22 protein-coding genes are annotated in these 21,530 nt (G+C 61.0%); 18 read left to right on the top strand and 4 right to left on the bottom strand.

All coding sequences use genetic code 11. The features are described 5' to 3' along the window. Positions 1-26: 26 nt before the first annotated feature. Together LOY31_RS08825 and LOY31_RS08830 are read right to left on the bottom strand one after the other, a co-directional pair. On the bottom strand, positions 27-818 hold the full coding sequence (locus LOY31_RS08825) for a hypothetical protein (RefSeq protein WP_258713114.1): 792 nt from the start codon (positions 816-818) through the stop codon (positions 27-29). A gap of 96 nt (positions 819-914) precedes the next feature. After that, positions 915-1,868, bottom strand: a complete 954-nt coding sequence (locus LOY31_RS08830; RefSeq protein ID WP_221532956.1) for an alpha/beta hydrolase — start codon at positions 1,866-1,868, stop codon at positions 915-917. A gap of 130 nt (positions 1,869-1,998) precedes the next feature. Here LOY31_RS08830 and aroC point away from each other — a divergent pair, with 130 nt between their 5' ends. From aroC to mtnC, 5 genes are all read left to right on the top strand, one after another. After that, a complete protein-coding gene (gene aroC / locus LOY31_RS08835) occupies positions 1,999-3,090 on the top strand; it encodes a chorismate synthase (RefSeq protein ID WP_011333207.1) in 1,092 nt (363 codons plus the stop codon). Positions 3,091-3,121: 31 nt separating this feature from the next. Further along, the gene (locus tag LOY31_RS08840; RefSeq protein WP_221532957.1) at positions 3,122-4,267 is read left to right on the top strand and encodes an MFS transporter; all 1,146 of its coding nucleotides are present in this window, start codon (positions 3,122-3,124) and stop codon (positions 4,265-4,267) included. After that, a complete protein-coding gene (locus LOY31_RS08845) occupies positions 4,264-4,890 on the top strand; it encodes a methylthioribulose 1-phosphate dehydratase (protein ID WP_221532958.1) in 627 nt (208 codons plus the stop codon). Before LOY31_RS08840 ends, LOY31_RS08845 begins: the two co-directional genes overlap by 4 nt. A gap of 91 nt (positions 4,891-4,981) precedes the next feature. After that, positions 4,982-5,527, top strand: a complete 546-nt coding sequence (locus LOY31_RS08850) for an acireductone dioxygenase (protein WP_039770173.1) — start codon at positions 4,982-4,984, stop codon at positions 5,525-5,527. A 4-nt stretch (positions 5,528-5,531) separates the two neighbouring features. Continuing rightward, on the top strand, positions 5,532-6,215 hold the full coding sequence (gene mtnC, locus LOY31_RS08855; RefSeq protein ID WP_258713115.1) for an acireductone synthase: 684 nt from the start codon (positions 5,532-5,534) through the stop codon (positions 6,213-6,215). Between the two features lie 78 nt (positions 6,216-6,293). Here mtnC and LOY31_RS08860 read toward each other — a convergent pair whose 3' ends face one another. After that, complete coding sequence (locus LOY31_RS08860; RefSeq protein ID WP_039769924.1) at positions 6,294-6,572, bottom strand: DUF3509 domain-containing protein; 279 nt, start codon at positions 6,570-6,572, stop codon at positions 6,294-6,296. Positions 6,573-6,962: 390 nt separating this feature from the next. Here LOY31_RS08860 and LOY31_RS08865 point away from each other — a divergent pair, with 390 nt between their 5' ends. The 10 genes from LOY31_RS08865 to LOY31_RS08910 all read left to right on the top strand — a co-directional run bounded on the left by LOY31_RS08865 (position 6,963) and on the right by LOY31_RS08910 (position 15,915). After that, positions 6,963-8,801 (top strand): long-chain-acyl-CoA synthetase, encoded by a 1,839-nt coding sequence (locus tag LOY31_RS08865; protein ID WP_258713116.1) that lies wholly within the window; start codon positions 6,963-6,965, stop codon positions 8,799-8,801. 97 nt (positions 8,802-8,898) lie between these two features. Further along, positions 8,899-9,417 (top strand): ankyrin repeat domain-containing protein, encoded by a 519-nt coding sequence (locus LOY31_RS08870; RefSeq protein WP_085608799.1) that lies wholly within the window; start codon positions 8,899-8,901, stop codon positions 9,415-9,417. A gap of 90 nt (positions 9,418-9,507) precedes the next feature. Beyond that, complete coding sequence (locus LOY31_RS08875; protein WP_129973348.1) at positions 9,508-10,038, top strand: hypothetical protein; 531 nt, start codon at positions 9,508-9,510, stop codon at positions 10,036-10,038. A gap of 71 nt (positions 10,039-10,109) precedes the next feature. Beyond that, positions 10,110-10,301, top strand: a complete 192-nt coding sequence (locus LOY31_RS08880; RefSeq protein ID WP_007959984.1) for a PLDc N-terminal domain-containing protein — start codon at positions 10,110-10,112, stop codon at positions 10,299-10,301. 134 nt (positions 10,302-10,435) lie between these two features. Next, entirely contained in the window at positions 10,436-11,311 is an 876-nt protein-coding gene (gene speE / locus LOY31_RS08885) for a polyamine aminopropyltransferase (protein WP_007959983.1), read from the top strand. A 156-nt stretch (positions 11,312-11,467) separates the two neighbouring features. After that, a complete protein-coding gene (locus LOY31_RS08890) occupies positions 11,468-11,701 on the top strand; it encodes a hypothetical protein (RefSeq protein WP_007959980.1) in 234 nt (77 codons plus the stop codon). 210 nt (positions 11,702-11,911) lie between these two features. Further along, positions 11,912-12,259, top strand: coding sequence for a ribonuclease E inhibitor RraB (locus tag LOY31_RS08895; protein WP_007959978.1), 348 nt, complete (start codon positions 11,912-11,914; stop codon positions 12,257-12,259). Positions 12,260-12,736: 477 nt separating this feature from the next. Continuing rightward, a complete protein-coding gene (locus LOY31_RS08900) occupies positions 12,737-14,146 on the top strand; it encodes a circularly permuted type 2 ATP-grasp protein (RefSeq protein ID WP_085690507.1) in 1,410 nt (469 codons plus the stop codon). Between the two features lie 12 nt (positions 14,147-14,158). Then, a complete protein-coding gene (locus LOY31_RS08905; protein ID WP_007959974.1) occupies positions 14,159-15,109 on the top strand; it encodes an alpha-E domain-containing protein in 951 nt (316 codons plus the stop codon). Next, complete coding sequence (locus tag LOY31_RS08910) at positions 15,106-15,915, top strand: transglutaminase family protein (RefSeq protein ID WP_007959971.1); 810 nt, start codon at positions 15,106-15,108, stop codon at positions 15,913-15,915. Before LOY31_RS08905 ends, LOY31_RS08910 begins: the two co-directional genes overlap by 4 nt. Before the next feature lie 14 nt (positions 15,916-15,929). On the opposite strand, the gene LOY31_RS08915 is transcribed toward LOY31_RS08910, so the two are convergent. Continuing rightward, complete coding sequence (locus LOY31_RS08915; protein ID WP_221533022.1) at positions 15,930-16,715, bottom strand: cytochrome c; 786 nt, start codon at positions 16,713-16,715, stop codon at positions 15,930-15,932. A 624-nt stretch (positions 16,716-17,339) separates the two neighbouring features. Here LOY31_RS08915 and LOY31_RS08920 point away from each other — a divergent pair. The 3 genes from LOY31_RS08920 to LOY31_RS08930 all read left to right on the top strand — a co-directional run bounded on the left by LOY31_RS08920 (position 17,340) and on the right by LOY31_RS08930 (position 21,525). Beyond that, positions 17,340-18,545 (top strand): acetyl-CoA C-acetyltransferase, encoded by a 1,206-nt coding sequence (locus LOY31_RS08920; RefSeq protein WP_258713117.1) that lies wholly within the window; start codon positions 17,340-17,342, stop codon positions 18,543-18,545. Positions 18,546-18,562: 17 nt separating this feature from the next. Further along, positions 18,563-20,707, top strand: a complete 2,145-nt coding sequence (locus LOY31_RS08925; RefSeq protein WP_258713118.1) for a 3-hydroxyacyl-CoA dehydrogenase NAD-binding domain-containing protein — start codon at positions 18,563-18,565, stop codon at positions 20,705-20,707. 95 nt (positions 20,708-20,802) lie between these two features. Further along, positions 20,803-21,525, top strand: a complete 723-nt coding sequence (locus LOY31_RS08930) for an amidotransferase (RefSeq protein WP_085608794.1) — start codon at positions 20,803-20,805, stop codon at positions 21,523-21,525. Positions 21,526-21,530: the final 5 nt, after the last annotated feature.

The following is a 21,530-nucleotide window of genomic DNA, read 5'->3' on the forward strand; positions in this document are numbered from 1 at the left end:
CAAACGCGGAGTGTGGGAAAGATCAGTCAGCGGTGCGTTGCAATCCAGATCAGCAACCCGGCCTGAAACACCGCAAACGCCACCAGACAAGTAATGGTGAAACGCAACCCGGCGTCTTCGCGCTTGAACTTGCTGACCTTGTCTTCCTGCTTCTTCAGCTTCACTTCCTGCTCGGCCAGATTCTGCTCGGCCTGCTGCAACATCTGCGCAGCTTCAAGAATTTCGACGATCTGCAGCTTTTCGCTGTTCCAGTCGCCCAGCAAATCGCCGACCTGCACTTCCTTGACGCTGCCCTTCAAATGCTGGGCGTCGGCGTAAACCACATCAAAGCCATGCACCCGCAGAAAGTGATCGCGGCGCAGGCGAGTGTCTTCGTTCAGCGCGTCCTTGTTGTTCAAGTCCATGCCGTCGACGGTGTAGGTGGGCCAGCGTTTTTTCGCCCAGTTGATGCCATGGGCAGCCATGAAACGGCCGATGCCACGATTCATCGGTTCGATCTGCAAACCGCTGTCCGGGCCGAAATGCACGCGTTTGGTCGTGTGGTCGACCCACACGTCCAGATGATTCTGTTCTTTACGCACGCGCTGAGCGGGCAACTTGATCGCCATGCGCATCAGGCTGTGTTCTTTGCCGTTGCGCTCGGCGTAACCGAATTCAACGAAGCGCAGCGGCCGCCCGCCGGTGTTGCGGTCGGTCTGCAACGGCGCCAGGCGGAGCATCTTGTGGTGCTCGACGTGGACATCCGCCCATGGCAGCTCGACCGCTGGCGGTGCGTCTTTTTCAGCGGTGGTGTCGGGTGAAGTCTGGGTATCAGTCATAACGGCGAGATCCTGTCCAAGCTGCTTGCCGCCAGCCAGTACGCTGGCGACAAAGGCTTATCGGCCGTTTTCCATAGGACTAGAGGGTAAAAGAGCTCAACGGGTGCGAAGTCCGTCAATAAATTCAAGGACGCGTGTCCCCAGTTCTGCCGCCAGCGGCAAATTCGGGTCCTTGTAGGAGGCCAGTTGCCGCTTCACGTCGTTGGGCACGATGCGCAACACGTGGTTCATGCCTTCGATCAGCGCCAGCTCCGCGTCCGGTTTGGCAGCCTTGAGCAATTTCGCATCATCGACCTGGACCTGGATGTCGTTGCTGCCTTGCACGATCAGCGCCGGCATTTTCAGTTGAGCGAAGGCCGCCGCCGGATCCTGACGGAACAGTGAAATCAGATACGGCTGCACGCTCGGACGGAAAATCACCTGCAACGGCGCCGGCACATTGTCGTCGGTGCGCCCGGCCTTGAGGCTGTCGAGCAGTTCATTGCTGCGCAGCATCAACGGGGGAGGGAGGCTGCGGGCCAGTTGCCGACGCAGCACCTGATCAATCGGTCGGGCCGTGCCGGAAAGCGAGATGACCGCCGCCGCGTCGACCTTTGGCGCCGCGAGGCTGGCAATCAGCGCGCCTTCGCTGTGGCCGAGCAGGATCAACGGGCCGAAGCGCGGATCGGCTTTAAGCTTCTGACCCCAGGCCACGGCGTCCGCCACATAGGCTTCCACCGACAGGTTTCGCTCGTCCGGGGTTGCCGCAAGGCTGGCCGCCACGCCGCGCTTGTCGAAACGCACGCTGGCGACATTGTGTTTGGCCAGCACCCAGGCCAGTCGTTTGAGGCTGTCATTGCGCCCGCCGTCGGGGTTGTTTCCGTCACGATCGGTAGGACCCGAGCCAGAAAGGATCAGGACAACCGGCACGGGGCTGTCGGATTTCGGCAGCAACAGCGAGCCGAAAAGTTCGCCATTGTCGGTAGTCAACGTGACCGGACGTTGCAGGACAGTTGCCTGGACAAAGCCGGTAAACAGGGAAAGGCTCAAGATCAAAACTCGCAGCATCATCACGCCATCATTTGCCAAGGTGCCGGTTGGACTCACCCACACCGCTAAGGTTCGAGGATGAACTACTCGGTTAGCCTGCGTATACTGGCGCGCATCACGAATTTGGGTTCGATTTCACGGAGCGTCCTGCATGTCCGGCAATACCTACGGCAAGCTGTTCACTGTCACCACCGCGGGCGAAAGCCATGGTCCGGCGTTGGTCGCCATTGTCGACGGCTGCCCGCCGGGCCTGGAGATTTCCCTTGAGGACCTGCAACGCGATCTCGACCGTCGCAAGCCGGGCACCAGCCGCCACACCACCCAGCGCCAGGAAGCCGACGAAGTCGAAATCCTCTCCGGCGTGTTCGAGGGCCGCACCACCGGCTGCTCCATCGGCCTGCTGATCCGCAACACCGACCAGAAGTCCAAGGACTACTCGGCGATCAAGGACCTGTTCCGCCCGGCCCACGCCGACTACACCTACCACCACAAATACGGCGAGCGCGATTATCGCGGCGGCGGTCGCAGCTCCGCGCGGGAAACCGCCATGCGCGTCGCGGCCGGCGCCATCGCCAAGAAATACCTGGCCAGCCAGGGCATCGTCATTCGCGGCTACATGAGCCAGCTCGGTCCGATCGAAATCCCGTTCAAGACCTGGGAATCGGTCGAGCAGAACGCCTTCTTCAGCCCGGATCCGGACAAAGTGCCGGAGCTGGAAGCCTACATGGACCAACTGCGTCGCGATCAGGACTCCGTCGGGGCGAAGATCACCGTGGTTGCCGAAGGTGTGATGCCGGGCCTGGGCGAGCCGATCTTCGATCGTCTCGACGCCGAACTGGCCCACGCGCTGATGAGCATCAACGCGGTCAAAGGCGTGGAAATCGGTGCCGGTTTCGCCTGCGTCGCCCAGCGCGGCACCGAACACCGTGACGAGCTGACCCCGGAAGGCTTCCTCAGCAACAACGCGGGTGGCATCCTCGGCGGGATCTCTTCGGGTCAGCCGATCGTCGCGCATCTGGCGTTGAAGCCGACTTCGAGCATCACCACCCCGGGCCGTTCGATCGACATCGACGGCAATCCGGTCGACGTGATCACCAAGGGTCGTCACGATCCGTGCGTCGGCATCCGCGCCACGCCGATTGCCGAGGCGATGATGGCCATCGTGCTGATGGATCACCTGCTGCGTCACCGTGGCCAGAACGCCGATGTGCGCGTGAGCACCCCGGTGCTGGGTCAGCTTTGATGGGTGATCTCAAGGCCGCCGCGGTCTGACCGTGGCGGCGCTTCCGTACTGGCGGCTGTCCAGTTTCTATCTGTTCTATTTCGCCTTGCTCGGTTCGACGGCGCCGTTTCTGGCGCTGTACTTCGATCACCTCGGATTCAGTGCGGCACGCATCGGCGAGCTGGTGGCGATCCCGATGCTGATGCGCTGCGTGGCGCCGAACATCTGGGGCTGGCTCGGCGATTACACCGGCAGACGCCTGGTCATCGTGCGCTTTGGCGCGGTGTGCACGCTGCTGACTTTCTCATTGATTTTCGTCAGCAAGACCTACGCCTGGCTGGCGATGGTCATGGCCTTGCACGCGTTCTTCTGGCACGCGGTGTTGCCGCAGTTTGAAGTCATCACATTGGCGCATTTGCAGGGCCAGACCTCCCGCTACAGTCAGATTCGCCTGTGGGGCTCGATCGGTTTCATCATCACCGTGGTTGCTCTCGGTCGGCTGTTCGAGTGGCTCAGCCTCGACATCTATCCGGCGGCGCTGGTGTTGATCATGGCCGGCATCGTCCTCAGCAGTCTGTGGGTGCCGAACGCGCAGCCACCTCAGGGCAACCGGCCGACAGGCGAGGGCTTTCTCAAGCAGTTGCGCAATCCCGGGGTGCTGGCGTTCTACGGTTGCGTGGCGCTGATGCAGATGAGCCACGGGCCGTATTACACGTTTTTGACGCTGCACCTCGAGCGACTGGGCTACAGCCGTGGCGTGATCGGCATGCTCTGGGCGGTCGGCGTGGTGGCGGAAGTGCTGATGTTCATGGCCATGAGCCGGATCCTCGCGCGTTTTTCCCTGCGGCGGGTGCTGATGGCGAGTTTTCTGCTGGCGGCGCTACGTTGGTTGCTGCTAGGTTCGTTCGCCGAGTTCCTGTGGGTCCTGTTGTTTGCCCAGGTGCTGCACGCGGCGACGTTCGGCAGCTTTCATGCGGCTGCCATCGCGTTCGTGCAACGTAGCTTCGGCGCGCGCCAGCAAGGGCAGGGCCAGGCGTTGTATGCAGCGCTGGCCGGCACCGGTGGTGCGCTCGGCGCGTTGTATTCCGGTTACAGCTGGAATGCCCTCGGCGCGACATTGACCTTTAGTATTGCCAGTCTCGCAGCGCTCGCCGCTGCCGTTATCATTGCCATTCGAATGCAAGAGGACAGGCCATGAGCCTTACCCGTGAACAGCTTGCCCAGCAAATTGTCGACGCCGGGCGTTTTCTTTATGGTCGCGGCTGGTCGCCGGCCACCAGCAGCAATTACTCGACGCGCCTGTCGCCGAGCGAAGCACTGCTGACCGTGTCCGGCAAGCACAAAGGCCAATTGGGCCTGGACGACGTGCTCGCCACCGACCTGTCCGGCAACAGCCTGGAGCCGGGCAAAAAACCGTCTGCCGAAACTCTGTTGCACACCCAGCTCTACAGCTGGCGTCCGGAGATCGGCGCGGTGTTGCACACCCACTCGGTGAACGCCACGGTGCTGTCGCGCCTGACGCCGCAAGACTTCATCGAGTTCGAAGACTACGAACTGCAAAAAGCCTTCAGCGGCATTTCGACCCACGAATCCCGGGTGCGCGTGCCGATCTTCGACAACGATCAGGACATTGCGCGCCTCGCCGCCAAGGTGCAGCCTTGGCTTGAAGCCCATCCCGATTGCGTCGGTTATCTGATTCGCGGCCACGGCCTCTACACCTGGGGCGCGCAGATGAGCGATGCGCTGCGCCAGATCGAGGCCTTTGAATTCCTGTTTGAATGCGAGTTGAAGACCCGCAGCGTCATGAACCGCCAAGGCTGACTTCACCAGAACCAGCCCATTTGCCTGATGAATGCAGTGCCCGACCGGTCTCGAAGAACCGGACGGCAAGGCCGATACCGAGGAATGCCCCATGAGCAGCCTGTCCGTCTATCACGTTTCCAGCCCCGAGATTCCGAACAAGGTGCTGACCCATTTTGAAGACATCGCTTCGACCCTGGCCGAGCAGGGCGTGCGCTTCGACCGCTGGCAAGCCGCCGCGAAGATCCAGCCCGGCGCCAGCCAGGAAGAAGTGATCGGTGCCTATAAAGAACAGATCGATAAACTGATGACCGAGCGCGGTTACATCACGGTCGATGTGATCAGCCTCAACAGCGATCACCCGCAAAAAGCCGAATTGCGCGCCAAGTTCCTCGAAGAACATCGCCATGGTGAAGACGAAGTACGCTTCTTCGTCGCCGGTCGCGGCCTGTTTACCCTGCACATCGACGATTACGTCTACGCCGTGCTGTGCGAAAAAAACGACCTGATTTCGGTGCCGGCCGGCACCAAGCACTGGTTCGATATGGGCGAGAACCCGCACTTCGTGGCGATCCGTCTGTTTAACAACCCCGAAGGCTGGGTCGCCAACTTCACCGGCGAAGACATCGCCGGCCGCTTCCCGCGTCTGGAGGACTGAGTCGATGTCGATCAAGGTCATTCTCACCGACATCGAAGGCACCACCAGCGCGGTGAGTTTTGTGTTCGACGTGCTGTTTCCGTATGCCGCCAAACATCTGCCGGACTTCGTTCGTCAGAACGCTCAGCGCGCGGATGTTGCCGAGCAACTGGATGCCGTGCGCCGCGACAGCAACGAACCGCAGGCTGACGTCGAGCGGGTCGTGGAAATTCTGCTGGACTGGATCGCCGAAGACCGCAAAGCCACGCCGCTGAAAGCGTTGCAAGGCATGGTCTGGGAGCAGGGTTATCAGGCCGGGCAGTTGAAAGGCCATGTTTACCCGGACGCCGTTGAAGCGCTCCAGCGCTGGCATCAGGCCGGTCATCAACTGTTTGTGTATTCGTCCGGTTCGATTCAGGCGCAAAAGCTGATTTTCGGCTGCTCGGAAGCAGGGGATCTGACGCCGCTGTTCAGTGGCTACTTCGACACGACGTCGGGCCCCAAGCGCGAGGCGCAGTCGTACAGCAACATCCAGCAGGCCATCGGGGTCGAACCAGAGGAAATTCTGTTCCTGTCCGACATCGTGCAAGAACTCGATGCCGCCCAGGCTGCTGGCCTGCAAACCTGCGGCCTGGCCCGTGAAGGCGGGGAGTTGGCAGGGCATGTGACCGTCGACAGCTTCACCGGGATTGAGCCGGAAGCGTTCTGAGTTCACACAATCGACGCGCAAAAAAAACAGGCCGTGAAGCGAAAGCTCCACGGCCTGTCTGTTTATACGGTGTTCGAATTACATCGAGTGATAGGTCGGCAGGGCAAAACGCTGCTGGCTTTGCAGCATGCCGATCTGTGGCAGCTCGCTGGCCTGTTCCGCCAGATCACGACGGATCGCGCTGATCGCCCACGACAGTTGATCACCGGTATGCAGTTGCTGATACGTGAGCGCACGCTTGAACACTTTGCCGTCGGCACTCTTCAGCGTCAGCAGGATCCCGCCATCGGGACGGGGCTGGGTGGTGACGGCGAAGTTGGAAAACAGGGAGGTAAATTTTTCTTGGATCAGGTTCATGTCTTTCAGCTCCGTATGCACTTGAATGGCAAGCATGTATAGGGAGTTGCAGCGATTGTGCCAGTATTTGAGTTTTTAAAAATCCTTATAAATCAGTAATTTATAAAATCTGATGATTTTGGCTGTCGTGCAATCTGCATGAATGGCCATCGTGCATCCTGCATTTTGCGGGATCATTGTCGATTCGATTGAACCAATACCCTTGGCTGTAATCATGTGGCGTTTAGTAGTGCCGGGACGGATACAAAACATTGCAAAAACCGCGTGTACAGCCCGCGAAGCCCTGACGTATTTTCGGCCTCGACCCTCGCTCGAGAAGCGCCGGTTGTCTCACCCGATTGCCCGACAATAAAAATCCGGCCTGCACGTCAAGGTCGAACGGGAGCTGCCATGCACCAAGCGCCGAGCGACACGATTACCTGGGGCATGATGCTCCGCAAACTGCCGATGATTGCCAAAGCCATCCCCCGGGTGGTGAAAGGCATGAAGGTGGCCAACGTCACGGATCCGACCCAAACCTGTGGCCTGGGCTGGACATTCGAGCAAGCGACCCTGCGCAATCCCGAGGGCCCCGCGCTGCTGTCGGGCGAGGTGGTGCTGAGTTATTCACAGGTCAACCAGTGGGCCAACCGCATCGCCCACTATCTGATCGGGCAGGGCATCGGCAAGGGCGATGTGGTGGCGGTGTTCATCGAGAACCGTCCGGAACTGCTGGTGACGATTCTGGCGCTGGCCAAAGTCGGCGCCGTCAGCGCGCTGCTCAATACCTCGCAGACCCGCGATACGCTGATCCACAGCATCAATCTGGTGACACCGGCGGCAATTGTCGTCGGTGAAGAATTGCTGCCGGCATTTGCGGCGGTACGCGAGCAAGTGTCGATCCCGGCAGCGCGCGCATGGTTCGTCGCCGATCAGGATACCTTCAGCCATCCGGGCATCGCGCCCGAGGGCTATATCAACCTGATCAGCGCCAGCGCCGACGCCTCGGGCGACAACCCGGCCAGCAGCCGGCAGATTTTCTTCGACGACCCGTGCTTCTACATCTACACCTCCGGCACCACCGGTTTGCCCAAGGCCGGGGTGTTCAAGCACGGACGCTGGATGCGCAGTTCGGCGAGCTTCGGCATGATCGCCCTCGACATGCGCCCGGACGACATCGTCTATTGCACCTTGCCGCTGTACCACGCCACCGGGCTTTGCGTGTGCTGGGGTTCGGCGGTCAATGGCGCGTCGGGTTTCGCGATTCGCCGCAAGTTCAGCGCCCGGCAGTTCTGGAGCGATGTGCGTCGCTATCGCGCAACCACCATCGGTTACGTCGGCGAGTTGTGCCGGTATCTGGTGGATCAGCCGCTCAGTGCCGACGACAGTCGTCATGATGTGCGAAAGATGATCGGCAACGGCCTGCGGCCCGGTGCGTGGGCCGAGTTCAAGACCCGCTTCGGCGTGGATCACATCTGTGAGCTTTACGCCGCCAGCGACGGCAATATCGGCTTCACCAACATCCTCAATTTCGACAACACCATCGGTTTCTCGCTGATGGCCTGGGAACTCGTCGCCTACGACCAGGACAGCGGCGAGCCGATTCGCGGCGAAGACGGATTCATGCGCAAGGTCGGTCGGGGTGAGCGAGGCCTGCTGCTGGCGCGGATCGACGACAAGGCGCCGCTGGACGGCTACACCGATCCGCAGAAAACCGCCAAGGTTGTATTGCAGGACGTGTTCACCAAGGGCGACCGCTTCTTCAACACCGGCGATCTGCTGCGCAATATCGGTTTCGGCCACGCACAGTTTGTCGACCGCCTCGGCGACACCTATCGCTGGAAGGGCGAGAACGTCTCGACCACCGAGGTCGAAAATCTGCTGCTCCAGCATCCGCATATTTCCGAAGCGGTGGCCTATGGCGTGGAAATCCCCAACACCAATGGCCGCGCCGGGATGGCGGCGATCACCCCGGCCGAGTCCCTCGCGACCCTGGATTTCGCCGAGCTGCTGGCTTTCGCCCGCCAGCGCATGCCGGCCTACGCAGTGCCGCTGTTCTTGCGGGTCAAGGTGAAAATGGAAACCACCGGCACCTTCAAATACCAGAAAACCCGCCTGAAAAACGAAGGCTTCGACCCCGGCCAGACGGGGGATGACCCGATTTATGCCTGGCTGCCGGGGACCGAAACCTACGTGCAGGTTACGGATGAAATCCTTGCGGACATCCGGGCAGGCAAGTTCCGTTATTGATATTGGCTATCGGCGGTCTTGGAAAAAAGGGGATGACAGCTATCGCCGCGCTCGGGAAACTATCGGTTTTCCGATTGACCGAAAGTGGAGTTGCCCCATGTCCGACCAAAGCCGTCAGATGACCCCCGAAGAAGCTGCCGAATTCACCGAGCAGGTATTCAACAAGGCGCGCGAGGGCGATGCGGTGATGCTGGATCGCCTGATCACTGCCGGTCTGCCGGTGAACCTGACCAACAGCAAGGGCGACACCCTGCTGATGCTCGCCAGTTACTACGGGCATGTGGACGCGGTGCAAGTGCTGCTCAAGCACAAGGCCGATCCGGAACAACGCAACGGCAACGGCCAGAGCCCGATTGCCGGCGCGGCGTTCAAGGGTGATCTGGCCGTGGTCAAGGCATTGGTTGCTGGCGGGGCGCAGATCGAAGGCGCCTCGTTTGATGGCCGCACGGCGTTGATGATGGCGGCGATGTTCAACCGCGTTGAAATCGTCGACTTCCTGATCGACCAGGGCGCCGATCCGAAAGCCAAGGACGCCAACGGCATCACCGCGCTGGACGCGGCCCGCACCATGGGCGCTGTCGACACTACTGCGCAGCTGGAAAAACTGCTGGGCTGAAGCCGCTGGCCGGAACCCGCTCTGTGGTGAAGGCGAGAATGCGCTATCCTTCGCGCCCTCAAAATTCCCTTCGCCACAGGATCCGCCCCCATGAAAGCCGCACTCGCCGAACTCATCAGCAAAATCAGCTCCGGCTGCATGGGCGACGACGAGATTCAGAAGGTCGCTGACGAAGCGGCACAGGCCTACGCCGATGCCGACGCTTTTCTGACCGCCAACCCGGACATCAACTACGACGACACTTTCCCGATTCCGCTGGGCGAGTGGGTCGTGGTCGGCAGCCTGCCGGAGACCGTGCTGTTCCAGGCTGACACCTACGCCGACCTGTTCGCGCAGATCGTTGCCTCGTTCGGCCCGGGCGTCGAGTTCAACCTCAAGCCCAAGCAACTGGCCAAGACCGAGGCGCTGACCGCGCTCAACCGCATCCAGGTGCAGATGAGCAGCCTGAACAAGGAAAACGGCGGTTACACCCTGATGAACTTCAGCCAGTTGCTCGACGACGAGCTGCAAGTGGTGCTGGTTTACGGCAACGACGTACCGCGCGTGCTGGAACTGTGCGCCGAAGTCGGCATTGCCGCCGCGCCGTCGCTGGAAGCCCTGAAGGTCGCCGTTCACGTCTGAACGCAATAAAAGGGAACCCTGTGCGCGACCGTCTATCCTAAAAGTGCATGCCACTATTCTGGAGCGACACCATGGGTTCCACGTTCAACGGCCTGGTCGGCCTGATCATTCTTGCGCTCGACATCTGGGCGATCATCAATGTGCTGAAAAGCGGCGCCGAGACCGGGATGAAAATCCTCTGGGTGCTGCTCATCATCCTCCTGCCGGTGCTGGGCCTGATCATCTGGGCGATTGCCGGGCCGCGGGGCAATGTGCGGATCTGACCGTTCGCAGCCTGATTGGGTCGGGCCGATGAACTGAGGTTCGACCTGTCATCTTCTGCAACGTAGAATGCGCGCCTTTCCCGGGCAATCGAACCTGACGATTGGCGCCCGCGCATTCATCGGAGCACTTCACCATGACCGTCACCAAGACCAGCGAATACCTGGAAACCCTCTACGAAGGCTACGGCCAGCGTTTTCGCATGGAAAAACTGCTGCACGAAGTGCGCACCGAACACCAGCACCTGGTGATTTTCCAGAACCCGCGCATGGGCCGGGTGATGGCGCTGGACGGCGTGATCCAGACCACCGAAGCCGATGAGTTCATCTACCACGAAATGCTCACCCACGTGCCGATCCTCGCCCACGGCACCGCCAAGCGCGTGCTGATCATCGGCGGCGGCGACGGCGGCATGCTGCGCGAAGTGACCAAGCACGCCAGCGTCGAGCACATCACCATGGTCGAGATCGACGGCACCGTGGTCGACATGTGTAAGGAGTTCCTGCCGAACCACTCCAAGGGCGCCTACGACGATCCACGCCTGAATCTGGTGATCGATGACGGCATGCGTTTCGTCGCGACCACCACTGAAAAGTTCGACGTGATCATTTCCGACTCCACCGACCCGATCGGCCCGGGCGAAGTGCTGTTCTCGGAAAACTTCTACCAGGCCTGCCACCGCTGCCTGAACGAGGGCGGCATCCTCGTGACCCAGAACGGCACGCCGTTCATGCAGATCGAAGAAGTGAAAACCACCGCCGGCCGCCTGCGCAGCCTGTTCCCGGACTGGCACTTCTATCAGGCGGCCGTACCGACCTACATCGGCGGTTCGATGACCTTCGCCTGGGGCTCGACCAACCCGGCCTACCGCAAGCTGAGCCGCGAAGTGCTGCAACAGCGCTTCATCGGCAGCGGCATCGTCACCCGCTACTACAACCCGGAAATCCACATCGGCGCCTTCGCCTTGCCGCAATACGTGCTGCAAGCGGTGAACAAGCCAAGTAACGACTGATCGTTCGCGGGTCAGAAAAAGCCGAGGCCGGTGTGTGAATACACACCGGCCTCGGCTTTTTTCATGTTGCATCGGTGTAAACCTTTTGAACGATCAATCCTGACAAAAGTCGAGATAGGTGTAAGCCCATTTGCGGGTTTGATCGAGGAGGCTCCGATGTCAAAGTGGAAAGTCACTTTCGTGGACGATCATGGTGAAACGATCGACGAAGTCTTCGAGTGCGAGGAATGCCCCAGCCATGAACGGGCAGCCCGCCTCATCAAGGAACGACTCCTGCCAGTCGCCGCCGAGCTTGACCTGAACGATCTGGAAGGGCGCACCGCCGATGCCGGCGTGAAAAGCCTGAAAACCCAGAACAGCATCGAAATCCGCAGCATCACCCCAATCTGAATCTTCATTTTCTTCATGTACCAGGCCTTGGCAGCGGCTCTATCTTGGGGCTACTCTGCAAGCGAGATCAGCGAACGGATCGCTAAGGTCTGGTCTTGTCAGCTACATGCTTGTTTCCCGCCGGCAACGCGGTTGCCGTAAGCACCCGGGCCCGTTGGGCCAGTGCAGGGAATACGGAAAGTCTATCCATCTATGCGAGGGGGACGATTCATGAGCACAGCCTATCAAGAAGACATCAGCAGCAGCGTGCTGCGCCGCATGAAAGAAGGCGGTTTCGATTTTTCCCGATTCCATCCCATCGAGTTCTACGCCATTTTCCCGGACGAGGAGCGGGCGCGCAGGGCGGCAGGCAAATTTCGCGGTGAATCCATCAATGCCCAGGTCAGTGCGCGCGACGACGGCGCCTGGTCTCTGGAATTGAGCAAGGTGATGTACGCAACCTACGACGACATTGGCGATTTCGAGCAGGGCTTTTCGGCGGTGGTCGAGCCCTTGGGCGGCATCATCGAAGGCTGGGGCGTGAAACAGGAGATCCGCAACCGGCACCGTTTGAACTGATCACTCTCGCAACACGTCTAGCTACGGCTGACCTTCGGGTCGGCCGTTGTCGTTTCTGCCGCCCCAAAAGCGCATGGCAAAACCCTGAAACAAGAAACCGGCGCAAAAAAAAGCCACCTGAAAAGGTGGCTGAAAGGGAAGACCGGAAGGAGAGGAAACCGGTCAGGGTTACGGCCGGGAGGGCTGCCGAGGCAAGCCGGATCAGTGGAGCTGCGTACTTCGTCAGCTACGTTTTTGCAGCGGATGCGTGGATTATCCGCAGCGGCCGGCGAGCAGTGAAATCAACTCTGACTATGCTGGTGATAGGCGACGGGACTGCGTCGCAATGAAGCGGGGGCGATCAGGTTGGGGCATTTGCCGCACAGGAATGGTGCGGTGTGTGTGGCGTGAATATCCAACCGATTGAAATCAAAGCGTTTATGCCGATGGCACGGGCCTTGCGAAGGCCTGTATGTCCGGGGTGACAAGGAGTACGGCATGATCCGCACCTATTTTGATGAAATGTACGATGCCGGCGGCCAGGTTCGCCCGCATTATCGGGAGTTTGCCCGCTGGCTGGCCGAAACGCCTGACGAACTGCTGGCCCAGCGGCGACGCGAGGCCGATCTGCTGTTCCATCGTGCCGGGATCACTTTCACGCTCTACGGGGACGAGCAGGGGACAGAACGCCTGATTCCCTTCGACACCATTCCGCGCAGCATTCCCGCCAGCGAGTGGCGGATCGTCGAACGCGGCTGCATCCAGCGGGTCAAGGCGTTGAACATGTTCCTCGCCGACCTTTATCACGAGCAACGCATCATCAAGGCCGGGATCATTCCTGCCGAGCAGGTGCTGGCCAACGAGCAATACCAGTTGGCGATGCAGGGGCTGGATCTGCACCGCGATATCTATTCGCACATCTCCGGCGTCGATCTGGTGCGCGACGGCGACGGCACGTATTACGTGCTCGAGGACAACCTGCGCACACCGAGCGGCGTGAGCTACATGCTCGAAGACCGCAAGATGATGATGCGCCTGTTCCCCGAATTGTTCGCGGCCCAGCGCATCGCCCCGATCGACCATTACCCGAACCTGCTGCTCGACACCCTGAAAAGCTCAAGCCCCATCGACGACCCAAGTGTGGTGGTGCTGACACCGGGACGGTTCAACAGCGCGTTTTTCGAGCATGCGTTTCTCGCCCGGGAAATGGGTGTGGAGCTGGTGGAGGGCGCTGACCTGTTCGTGCGCGACGACAAAGTCTTCATGCGCACCACCGACGGCCCGAAAGCGGTGGACGTGATCTACCGCCGCCTCGACGATGCGTTCCTCGATCCGCTGGCCTTCCGCCCGGATTCGATGCTCGGTGTGCCGGGGCTGTTGTCGTCGTATCGCTCCGGCAACGTGGTGCTGGCCAATGCCATCGGCACCGGCGTCGCGGACGATAAATCGGTGTATCCGTTCGTTACCGAGATGATCCGTTTCTACCTCGACGAAGAGCCGATCCTGAAGAACGTGCCGACCTGGCAATGCCGCAATCCGTCTGAACTTTCCCACGTACTGGCCAATCTTCCGGATCTGGTGGTCAAGGAAACCCAGGGCTCCGGCGGTTACGGAATGCTCGTGGGGCCGGCGGCGACGACCGCGGAAATCGATGCGTTCCGCGAGCGGATCAAGGCCAAGCCCCACGCGTACATCGCGCAACCGACGCTGTCGCTGTCGACCTGTCCGACCTTTGTCGAAAACGGCATTGCGCCGCGCCATATCGACCTGCGCCCGTTCGTATTGTCCGGTCGCGAAACCCGGGTCGTGCCCGGCGGTTTGACCCGTGTCGCCCTGCGTGAAGGCTCTCTGGTGGTGAATTCATCCCAGGGCGGCGGAACCAAGGACACCTGGGTGGTCGAGGATTGAAGGAAGCCTGCCATGTTAAGTAGAACTGCCTCGGATCTGTACTGGATGTCGCGTTACCTGGAGCGGGCGGAAAACCTCGCACGGATGCTCGATGTCAGCTATTCGCTGTCGCTGATGCCGCAGGACGGCCGTGGCGACGGTCTGCACGAACTGGCGATGCCGCTGTTGATCACCGGCACGCTGGACGATTACCTGGAACGCCACGGCGAGTTGCATGCCGAGCGACTGCTGCACTTCTTCGCCCTCGATGCGGCGAATCCGGCGAGCATCTATAGCTGCCTCGGCGCGGCGCGAGCGAGCGCCCACGCGGTGCGCGGGCGAATCACTGCCGACATGTGGGAGAACATCAACGCCACCTGGCTGGAAATTCGCGGGATCGCCAATCAGGGCCTCAGCCGCTACGGCATGAGTCGCTTCTGCGAGTGGATCAAGGAGCGTTCGCACCTGTTCCGGGGTGCGTCCTACGGCACCATCATGCGCAACGACGCGTTTCGTTTCATTCGCCTGGGTACGTTCATCGAGCGGGCGGACAACACCTTGCGCCTGCTCGATGCTCGTTACGAGATGGCCGGCGATCAGGCCGAAGCGGTCAGCGACGGCACCGCTCACGCCTATTACCAGTGGAGTGCGCTGTTGCGGGCGCTGTCATCGTTCGAGGCCTACACCGAGATCTATCGCGATGCGCCGGGCGCCCGGCATGTCGCTGAATTGCTGCTGTTGCGTGCTGACGTGCCGCGTTCGCTGCGGGCCTGTACCGAAGAAATCGACCAGATTCTCGCGCAATTGCCGGGGGCCAACGGTCGTCCTGCGCAACGACTGGCGGCGGAAATGGACGCGCGTCTGCGCTACACCGGCATTCAAGAAATTCTCGAGGAAGGGCTGCACGCCTGGCTCACCGAATTCATCCCGCTGGTGCGCCAGCTGGGCAACGCCATTCACAGTTCCTACCTGGAGGCCGCATGAGACTTTCCATCAGCCACGAGACCACCTATCACTACGAAGATCAGGTGCGCGCGAGCATCCAGTACCTGCGCCTGACACCCCACGACAGCGAGCGTCAGCATGTGCTGAGCTGGCAGCTCGACCTGCCGCGCCCGGTGCGCGCCCAGCTCGATCCGTTCGGCAACATCCTGCATGTGCTGACCATGGACGAGCCCCACGAAGCGATCATCATCGGCGCCCGGGGGCAGGTCGATATCGACGAGTTGCGCGAAGCCGAGCACGAGAGTCAGTCGGCGCTGCCGTTCCTGCGTTTCACCCGGCTGACCGAGGCTGACGAGGCGCTGCGGGCGTTTGCCGAGAAGTCCTGCAAACAGCGCCGGGACCGCAATGCACTGATCGACCTGATGCATGGTTTGAACCAGCACATGACCTACAAACCGGGCGCCACCGAAGTCGATACCAGTGCCGCCGAGGCGTTTGCCGGGCGGGCGGGTGTTTGCCAGGATCATGCCCACGCGTTTCTGGCCTGCGCGCGCAGCCTCGGGGTGCCGTCGCGATATGTGTCGGGCTATCTGTACAGCGAGGATTGCGAGCATCTGGCCAGTCACGCCTGGGCCGAGGCCTGGATCGATGACGCGTGGTACAGCTTTGACGTGACCAATGAACTGGCGCGGCCGGAGCGGCACCTGAAACTGGCAGTGGGTCTGGATTACCTCGATGCCTGCCCAGTGAGGGGCATGCGCCGGGGCGGTGGTTCAGAGCAGATGCACGCGAAAGTGCTGGTGTCGCCGACACCAGCGCCAATCATCTCGGTTCAGCAGCAGTAAGCGGCGTAGTTGGTTTACTTGGCCGGCGTAACCTTGCGCCCGGCCATGTGCTGCAAATACCCGATCAGTTTCTGTAGATCCGCATCCGGCAACACTTCGGCGGAAAACCCCGGCATCTTCGCTTGCGGCCACTGACGCAGACTCTGCGGATCGCGGATATAGCGCTTGAGGAAGTCCGCGCCGAAGTACTCGGTCGGGTTGTAGGGAATATTCAGGTCCGGACCGAACTGCGCATCGCCCGCGCCATTCAGGCGATGGCACGCCAGACAGTTCTTCTGGAACAGCGCAAACCCCTGATTCACCCGGTCATCGGCCTTCAACGCAGGATCCGGCAACAGGGCAGGGAAGCGCTCGGCCACCGGCGCCATGCGCTTGATGCTCGCCACTTCGAACGGCCATTGTTCCGGGCTGATATTGCCGGCCTGCGGATCGGTCCACACCAGATAGAACGGCCCGGCGCTGTGCTTGCCTTCCGACAGCGGCGGCCAGGGCTGCGCCGGATCCTCGATGGCGAGCCAGGCGCGTGAACCCTTGTTGTTCAGTAGCGGTGCGGCGGACAGCTCGGCGGCAAAGCCGTCCAGCGCCACGGCTTGCAGGTGATCGTCCGGTTTGATGCCGGTCAGCAGCGCGGCCATCGGCACGGCGCGATAAGTCATGTCCTTCTTGTAGGACACGTCATTCTTGATCGTGAGGGTTTGTACCTGAGGATGCTTGAGCAACTCGTCGGTCTGCCAGGTGCGGCTGTTCGCGCCCAGCTCCAGGTTCAGCTGCGCGGCAGACAGGGGCATGCTCAGCAGCATGGCCCCGAACAGAATGAGCGTTTTCAAGTGATCGCCGTCCGTGTCGTGGAAGTGCGCAAAGGTTGGCACAGCCACGCTGGCCCGGGTAGCGGGCCAGTCACATTTTCAGTGGCGATAAACAATACCTGCCGCTTGAATCAGCCGATGACCTTGGTCAGGTTCGGCAGAATCAACAACAGCGTCGTGGCGAAAAGAATGAGCCCTGCTTGCCGTACTTTCGGTTGTTTGAACATGGCTTGACCGCCTTTTTTGTTATTTCCTGATGCCTGCCTGCATATCCATGACGGCAAGCGCTGCACTTCCTGTAGCGAACGCCTGTCTCGGCAAAACCCGACGACAACGACGTACATCTTCACCTTAGGGCCCGCGTCACGCTTGGCTTAGATCCATTTCGTATGTATTTGCTACCTGTCGCGATTAAAAAGGCATGAGGCCCATTGCCAGCTTCTTTGCCGCCCGTTTGCTAGACAGCTCGCGCACCTGAACCGGTTAACCAAGACACGGATGACCGTCCGTCTGAGCGTGCGCGTCAACGTCATTGAGCGCTGCGGTCATTGAATCCATGGCCTGCGAAGACAACAGTGACAGCACGAATTTCACTCACCGCACAGGTTCGAGGACGTCATGACCCAAGCTTTGATTTTCGACGCGTTACGCACGCCCCGTGGCAAGGGCAAGGCCGACGGATCGCTGCACAGCGTCAAGCCGGTGAACCTGATGGCCGGGCTGCTGACCGCTTTGCAGGCGCGCACCGCGCTGGACACCAGCCAGGTCGATGACGTGGTGCTCGGTTGTGTCACGCCGATTGGCGATCAGGGCTCGGACATCGCCAAGACCGCCGTGCAGGTGGCCGATTGGGACGTCAGTGTCGCCGGCGTGCAGATCAACCGGTTCTGCGCCTCGGGGCTGGAAGCGGTGAACCTGGGTGCGATGAAAGTGCGCTCCGGGTTCGAAGACCTGGTGGTGGTCGGCGGCGTCGAATCCATGTCCCGTGTGCCGATGGGCAGCGACGGCGGCGCCTGGGCGCTGGATCCGCAAACCAATCTGCACAGCCACTTCACACCACAAGGCGTCGGCGCCGACCTGATCGCCACCCTTGAAGGCTTCAGCCGGCAGGACGTCGATGCCTACGCGCTGCACTCGCAGCAGAAAGCCGCTCGCGCCAGGGCCGACGGTTCGTTCAGCAAGTCGCTGGTGCCGGTGCAGGATCAGAACGGCATCATCCTGCTCGATCACGATGAATTCATTCGCGCCGAGTCGACCCTTGAAGGCCTGGGCAAGCTCAAGCCGAGTTTCGAGATGATCGGCCAGATGGGCTTCGACGCCACGGCGTTGCGGGTCTACAGCCATGTCGAGCGAATCAATCATGTGCACACGCCGGGCAACAGCTCGGGGATTGTCGACGGCGCGGCACTGATGCTGATCGGCTCCGAAGCCAAGGGGCGTGCGTTGGGCCTGCAACCCCGGGCGCGGATTGTCGCCACGGCGGTCACCAGCACCGACCCGACCATCATGCTCACCGGCCCGGCGCCGGCCAGTCGCAAGGCGCTGGCCAAGGCCGGGCTGCGGGTGGAAGACATCGACCTGTTTGAAGTCAACGAGGCGTTCGCCTCGGTGGTGCTGAAGTTCATCAAGGACATGGCCGTCGACCCGGACAAGGTCAACGTCAATGGCGGCTCGATCGCCATGGGCCACCCGCTGGGCGCCACCGGTTGCGCGATTCTCGGCACCTTGCTCGATGAACTGGAAGCCCGGCGCCTGCGCTACGGCCTCGCGACGCTGTGCGTCGGCGGCGGCATGGGCATCGCCACCATCATCGAACGCCTTTGACCCCAAGGAATCCTGTCATGACCCAAGCCATTCGTTACGAAAAAGGCCAGGACGGCATCGTTCTCCTGACCATCGACATGCCGGGCCAGAGCGCCAACACCATGAACGCGGTGTACCGCGAGGCCATGGCCGAAAGCGTCGCCCGATTGCAGGCGGAAAAAGATGACATCGCCGGGGTGATCATCACTTCGGCCAAGAAAACCTTCTTCGCCGGCGGCGACCTGAATGAACTGATCAAGGTCGGCAAGCCCGAAGCCAAGGCGTTCTACGACATGGTGCTGACCCTCAAGGGTCAATTGCGCACTTTGGAAACCCTCGGCAAACCGGTGGTCGCGGCGATCAACGGCGCGGCGCTCGGCGGCGGCTGGGAAATCTGCCTGGCCTGCCACCATCGCGTGGCGCTGGACGATGCGTCGGTGCAGCTCGGTTTGCCGGAAGTGACCCTCGGCCTGTTGCCGGGTGGCGGTGGCGTGGTGCGCATGGTGCGCATGCTGGGCATCGAAAAGGCTTTGCCGTATCTGCTCGAAGGCAAGAAAGTCCGTCCGCAGCAGGCGTTGCAAGCGGGTTTGATCGATGAACTGGCGGCGGATCGCGATGAGCTGCTGGCCAAGGCCCGGGCCTGGATTCTGGCCAATCCTGCGGCCGTGCAGCGTTGGGATGTGAAGGGATATCAGATTCCCGGCGGCACGCCATCCAATCCGAAAGTCGCGCAGATGCTGGCGATTGCGCCGTCGATCCTGCGCACCAAAACCCAGGGCACGTTGCCGGCGCCGGAGAAGATTCTGTGTGCGGCGGTGGAAGGCGCGCAGGTGGATTTCGACACGGCGCACCTGATCGAAACCCGCTACTTCACCGAACTGACCACCGGCCAGATCTCGAAAAACCTGATCGGTACGTTCTGGTTCCAACTCAATGAAATCAATGCCGGCGGTTCGCGGCCGCAGGGTTTTGCGCCTTATGGGACGAAACGCGTGGGCGTCCTCGGCGCCGGCATGATGGGCGCCGGGATCGCCTATGTCAGCGCAGTGGCCGGGATCGACGTGGTGCTCAAGGACATCAACCTTGCGGCTGCGGAAAAGGGCAAGGCGTATTCGGCGGCGCTGCTGGACAAGAAAGTTGCTCGCGGGCAAATGTCTGCGCAGCAGCGTGAAGCGGTGCTGGCGCGTATCCACCCGACCGAAAGCGATGCCGATCTGGCAGGCTGCGATCTGATCATCGAGGCGGTGTTCGAGGATCGTCAACTCAAGGCCAAGGTCTCGGCAGCAGCGCAACAGGTGGTTGGCGCCGACGCGGTGATTGCTTCCAACACGTCGACCTTGCCCATCACTGGCTTGGCGACCGCAGTACCGGATCAAAGCAAGTTCATCGGCCTGCACTTCTTCAGCCCGGTGGAAAAGATGCCGCTGGTGGAAATCATCAAGGGCGCGCAAACCAGCGACGAAACCCTCGCACGCGGGTTCGATTTCGTACTGCAAATCAAGAAAACTCCGATCGTGGTCAACGACAGTCGCGGCTTCTTCACGTCGCGGGTGTTCGGCACCTTCACCAATGAAGGCATTGCGATGCTGGGTGAGGGCGTCAGTGCGCCGATGATCGAGACCGAAGCGCGCAAGGCCGGTATGCCTGTCGGGCCGCTGGCGATCTCTGACGAAGTTTCCCTCAGCCTGATGAGCCATATCCGTCAGCAAACGGCCAAAGACCTTCAAGCAGAAGGGAAACCGCTGATTGAGCACCCGGCGTTCGCCGTGATTGACTTGTTGCTCAACGAATACAAGCGGCCGGGCAAGGCAGCGGGAGGCGGTTTTTATGAGTACCCGGCGGGTGGGCAGAAGCATCTGTGGCCCGAGCTGAAAACCCGTTTCGAGAAAGCCGACGGGCAGATATCGCCGAAGGATGTGCGTGATCGACTGCTGTTCGTGCAGGCCATCGAAACCGTGCGTTGTGTGGAGGAGGGCGTGCTGACGTCGACGGCGGACGCCAACGTCGGCTCGATCTTCGGCATCGGTTTTGCGGCCTGGACGGGCGGTGCGTTGCAGTTCATCAATCAATATGGCGTGAAGGACTTTGTCGCGCGGGCACAGTACCTGGCTGAACAGTACGGCGAGCGTTTCACACCGCCTGCGCTGCTGCTGGAAAAAGCCGCGAAGGGCGAGTTGTTCTAACGGGGCGGGGACGCATTTCGGGGCTTGCCTTGCCGGGTGGTTTCAAGGCAGGCTCTGGGGTGTGCATTATTCCCATCACGTGTCAGGTATTTTTTATGTCGCTACGCATCTGCATTCTGGAAACCGACATCCTGCGTCCGGAACTGGTCGATGAATATCAGGGTTACGGGCAGATGTTCCAGCGCCTGTTCTCGCAACAGCCGATCGCCGCCGAGTTCACGGTGTACAACGTGATGCAGGGCGATTATCCGAGTGATGACCTGACCTTCGATGCGTATCTTGTCACCGGCAGCAAGGCCGACTCGTTCGGTACCGACCCGTGGATCCAGACCCTCAAGCAATACCTGCTGAACCGCTATGAGCGCGGCGACAAACTGCTCGGCGTGTGCTTCGGCCATCAACTGCTGGCGCTGCTGCTGGGCGGCAAGAGCGAGCGCGCCACGCAAGGCTGGGGTGTCGGCATTCACAACTACAAACTGGCGGCCAAGGCACCGTGGATGAGCCCGGTGCGCGAGGAGCTGACGCTGTTGATCAGCCACCAGGATCAGGTGACGGCGCTGCCGGAGAACGCCACGGTGATTGCTTCCAGCGATTTCTGCCCGTTCGCCGCGTACCACATCAACGATCAAGTGCTGTGCTTCCAGGGTCATCCGGAATTCATCCACGACTATTCGCGAGCGCTGCTGGATCTGCGTCAGGAAGCGCTGGGCGAGCAGGTGTATAGCAAGGGCGTGGCCAGCCTGGAGCATCAGCACCACGGCACCACCGTTGCGGAATGGATGATGCGTTTCGTGGCGCACAAGCCGACCGCTGCTTGAATCCA

Source organism: Pseudomonas sp. B21-021, from assembly GCF_024749205.1.
GTDB lineage: Bacteria > Pseudomonadota > Gammaproteobacteria > Pseudomonadales > Pseudomonadaceae > Aquipseudomonas > Aquipseudomonas paraglycinae.

Bases quoted from the DNA above. Each gene is read 5' to 3' on its own strand.
- LOY31_RS08915 (WP_221533022.1), bottom strand. From the start codon at position 16,715: ATGCTGCTGAGCATGCCCCTGTCTGCCGCGCAGCTGAACCTGGAGCTG.
- LOY31_RS08830 (WP_221532956.1), bottom strand. From the start codon at position 1,868: ATGATGCTGCGAGTTTTGATCTTGAGCCTTTCCCTGTTTACCGGCTTT.
- LOY31_RS08860 (WP_039769924.1), bottom strand. From the start codon at position 6,572: ATGAACCTGATCCAAGAAAAATTTACCTCCCTGTTTTCCAACTTCGCC.
- LOY31_RS08900 (WP_085690507.1), top strand. From the start codon at position 12,737: ATGATCCGCACCTATTTTGATGAAATGTACGATGCCGGCGGCCAGGTT.
- aroC (WP_011333207.1), top strand. From the start codon at position 1,999: ATGTCCGGCAATACCTACGGCAAGCTGTTCACTGTCACCACCGCGGGC.
- LOY31_RS08895 (WP_007959978.1), top strand. From the start codon at position 11,912: ATGAGCACAGCCTATCAAGAAGACATCAGCAGCAGCGTGCTGCGCCGC.
- LOY31_RS08905 (WP_007959974.1), top strand. From the start codon at position 14,159: ATGTTAAGTAGAACTGCCTCGGATCTGTACTGGATGTCGCGTTACCTG.
- LOY31_RS08875 (WP_129973348.1), top strand. From the start codon at position 9,508: ATGAAAGCCGCACTCGCCGAACTCATCAGCAAAATCAGCTCCGGCTGC.
- LOY31_RS08930 (WP_085608794.1), top strand. From the start codon at position 20,803: ATGTCGCTACGCATCTGCATTCTGGAAACCGACATCCTGCGTCCGGAA.
- LOY31_RS08825 (WP_258713114.1), bottom strand. From the start codon at position 818: ATGACTGATACCCAGACTTCACCCGACACCACCGCTGAAAAAGACGCA.
- LOY31_RS08845 (WP_221532958.1), top strand. From the start codon at position 4,264: ATGAGCCTTACCCGTGAACAGCTTGCCCAGCAAATTGTCGACGCCGGG.
- LOY31_RS08925 (WP_258713118.1), top strand. From the start codon at position 18,563: ATGACCCAAGCCATTCGTTACGAAAAAGGCCAGGACGGCATCGTTCTC.
- mtnC (WP_258713115.1), top strand. From the start codon at position 5,532: ATGTCGATCAAGGTCATTCTCACCGACATCGAAGGCACCACCAGCGCG.
- LOY31_RS08870 (WP_085608799.1), top strand. From the start codon at position 8,899: ATGTCCGACCAAAGCCGTCAGATGACCCCCGAAGAAGCTGCCGAATTC.
- LOY31_RS08850 (WP_039770173.1), top strand. From the start codon at position 4,982: ATGAGCAGCCTGTCCGTCTATCACGTTTCCAGCCCCGAGATTCCGAAC.
- LOY31_RS08865 (WP_258713116.1), top strand. From the start codon at position 6,963: ATGCACCAAGCGCCGAGCGACACGATTACCTGGGGCATGATGCTCCGC.
- speE (WP_007959983.1), top strand. From the start codon at position 10,436: ATGACCGTCACCAAGACCAGCGAATACCTGGAAACCCTCTACGAAGGC.
- LOY31_RS08910 (WP_007959971.1), top strand. From the start codon at position 15,106: ATGAGACTTTCCATCAGCCACGAGACCACCTATCACTACGAAGATCAG.
- LOY31_RS08880 (WP_007959984.1), top strand. From the start codon at position 10,110: ATGGGTTCCACGTTCAACGGCCTGGTCGGCCTGATCATTCTTGCGCTC.
- LOY31_RS08890 (WP_007959980.1), top strand. From the start codon at position 11,468: ATGTCAAAGTGGAAAGTCACTTTCGTGGACGATCATGGTGAAACGATC.
- LOY31_RS08920 (WP_258713117.1), top strand. From the start codon at position 17,340: ATGACCCAAGCTTTGATTTTCGACGCGTTACGCACGCCCCGTGGCAAG.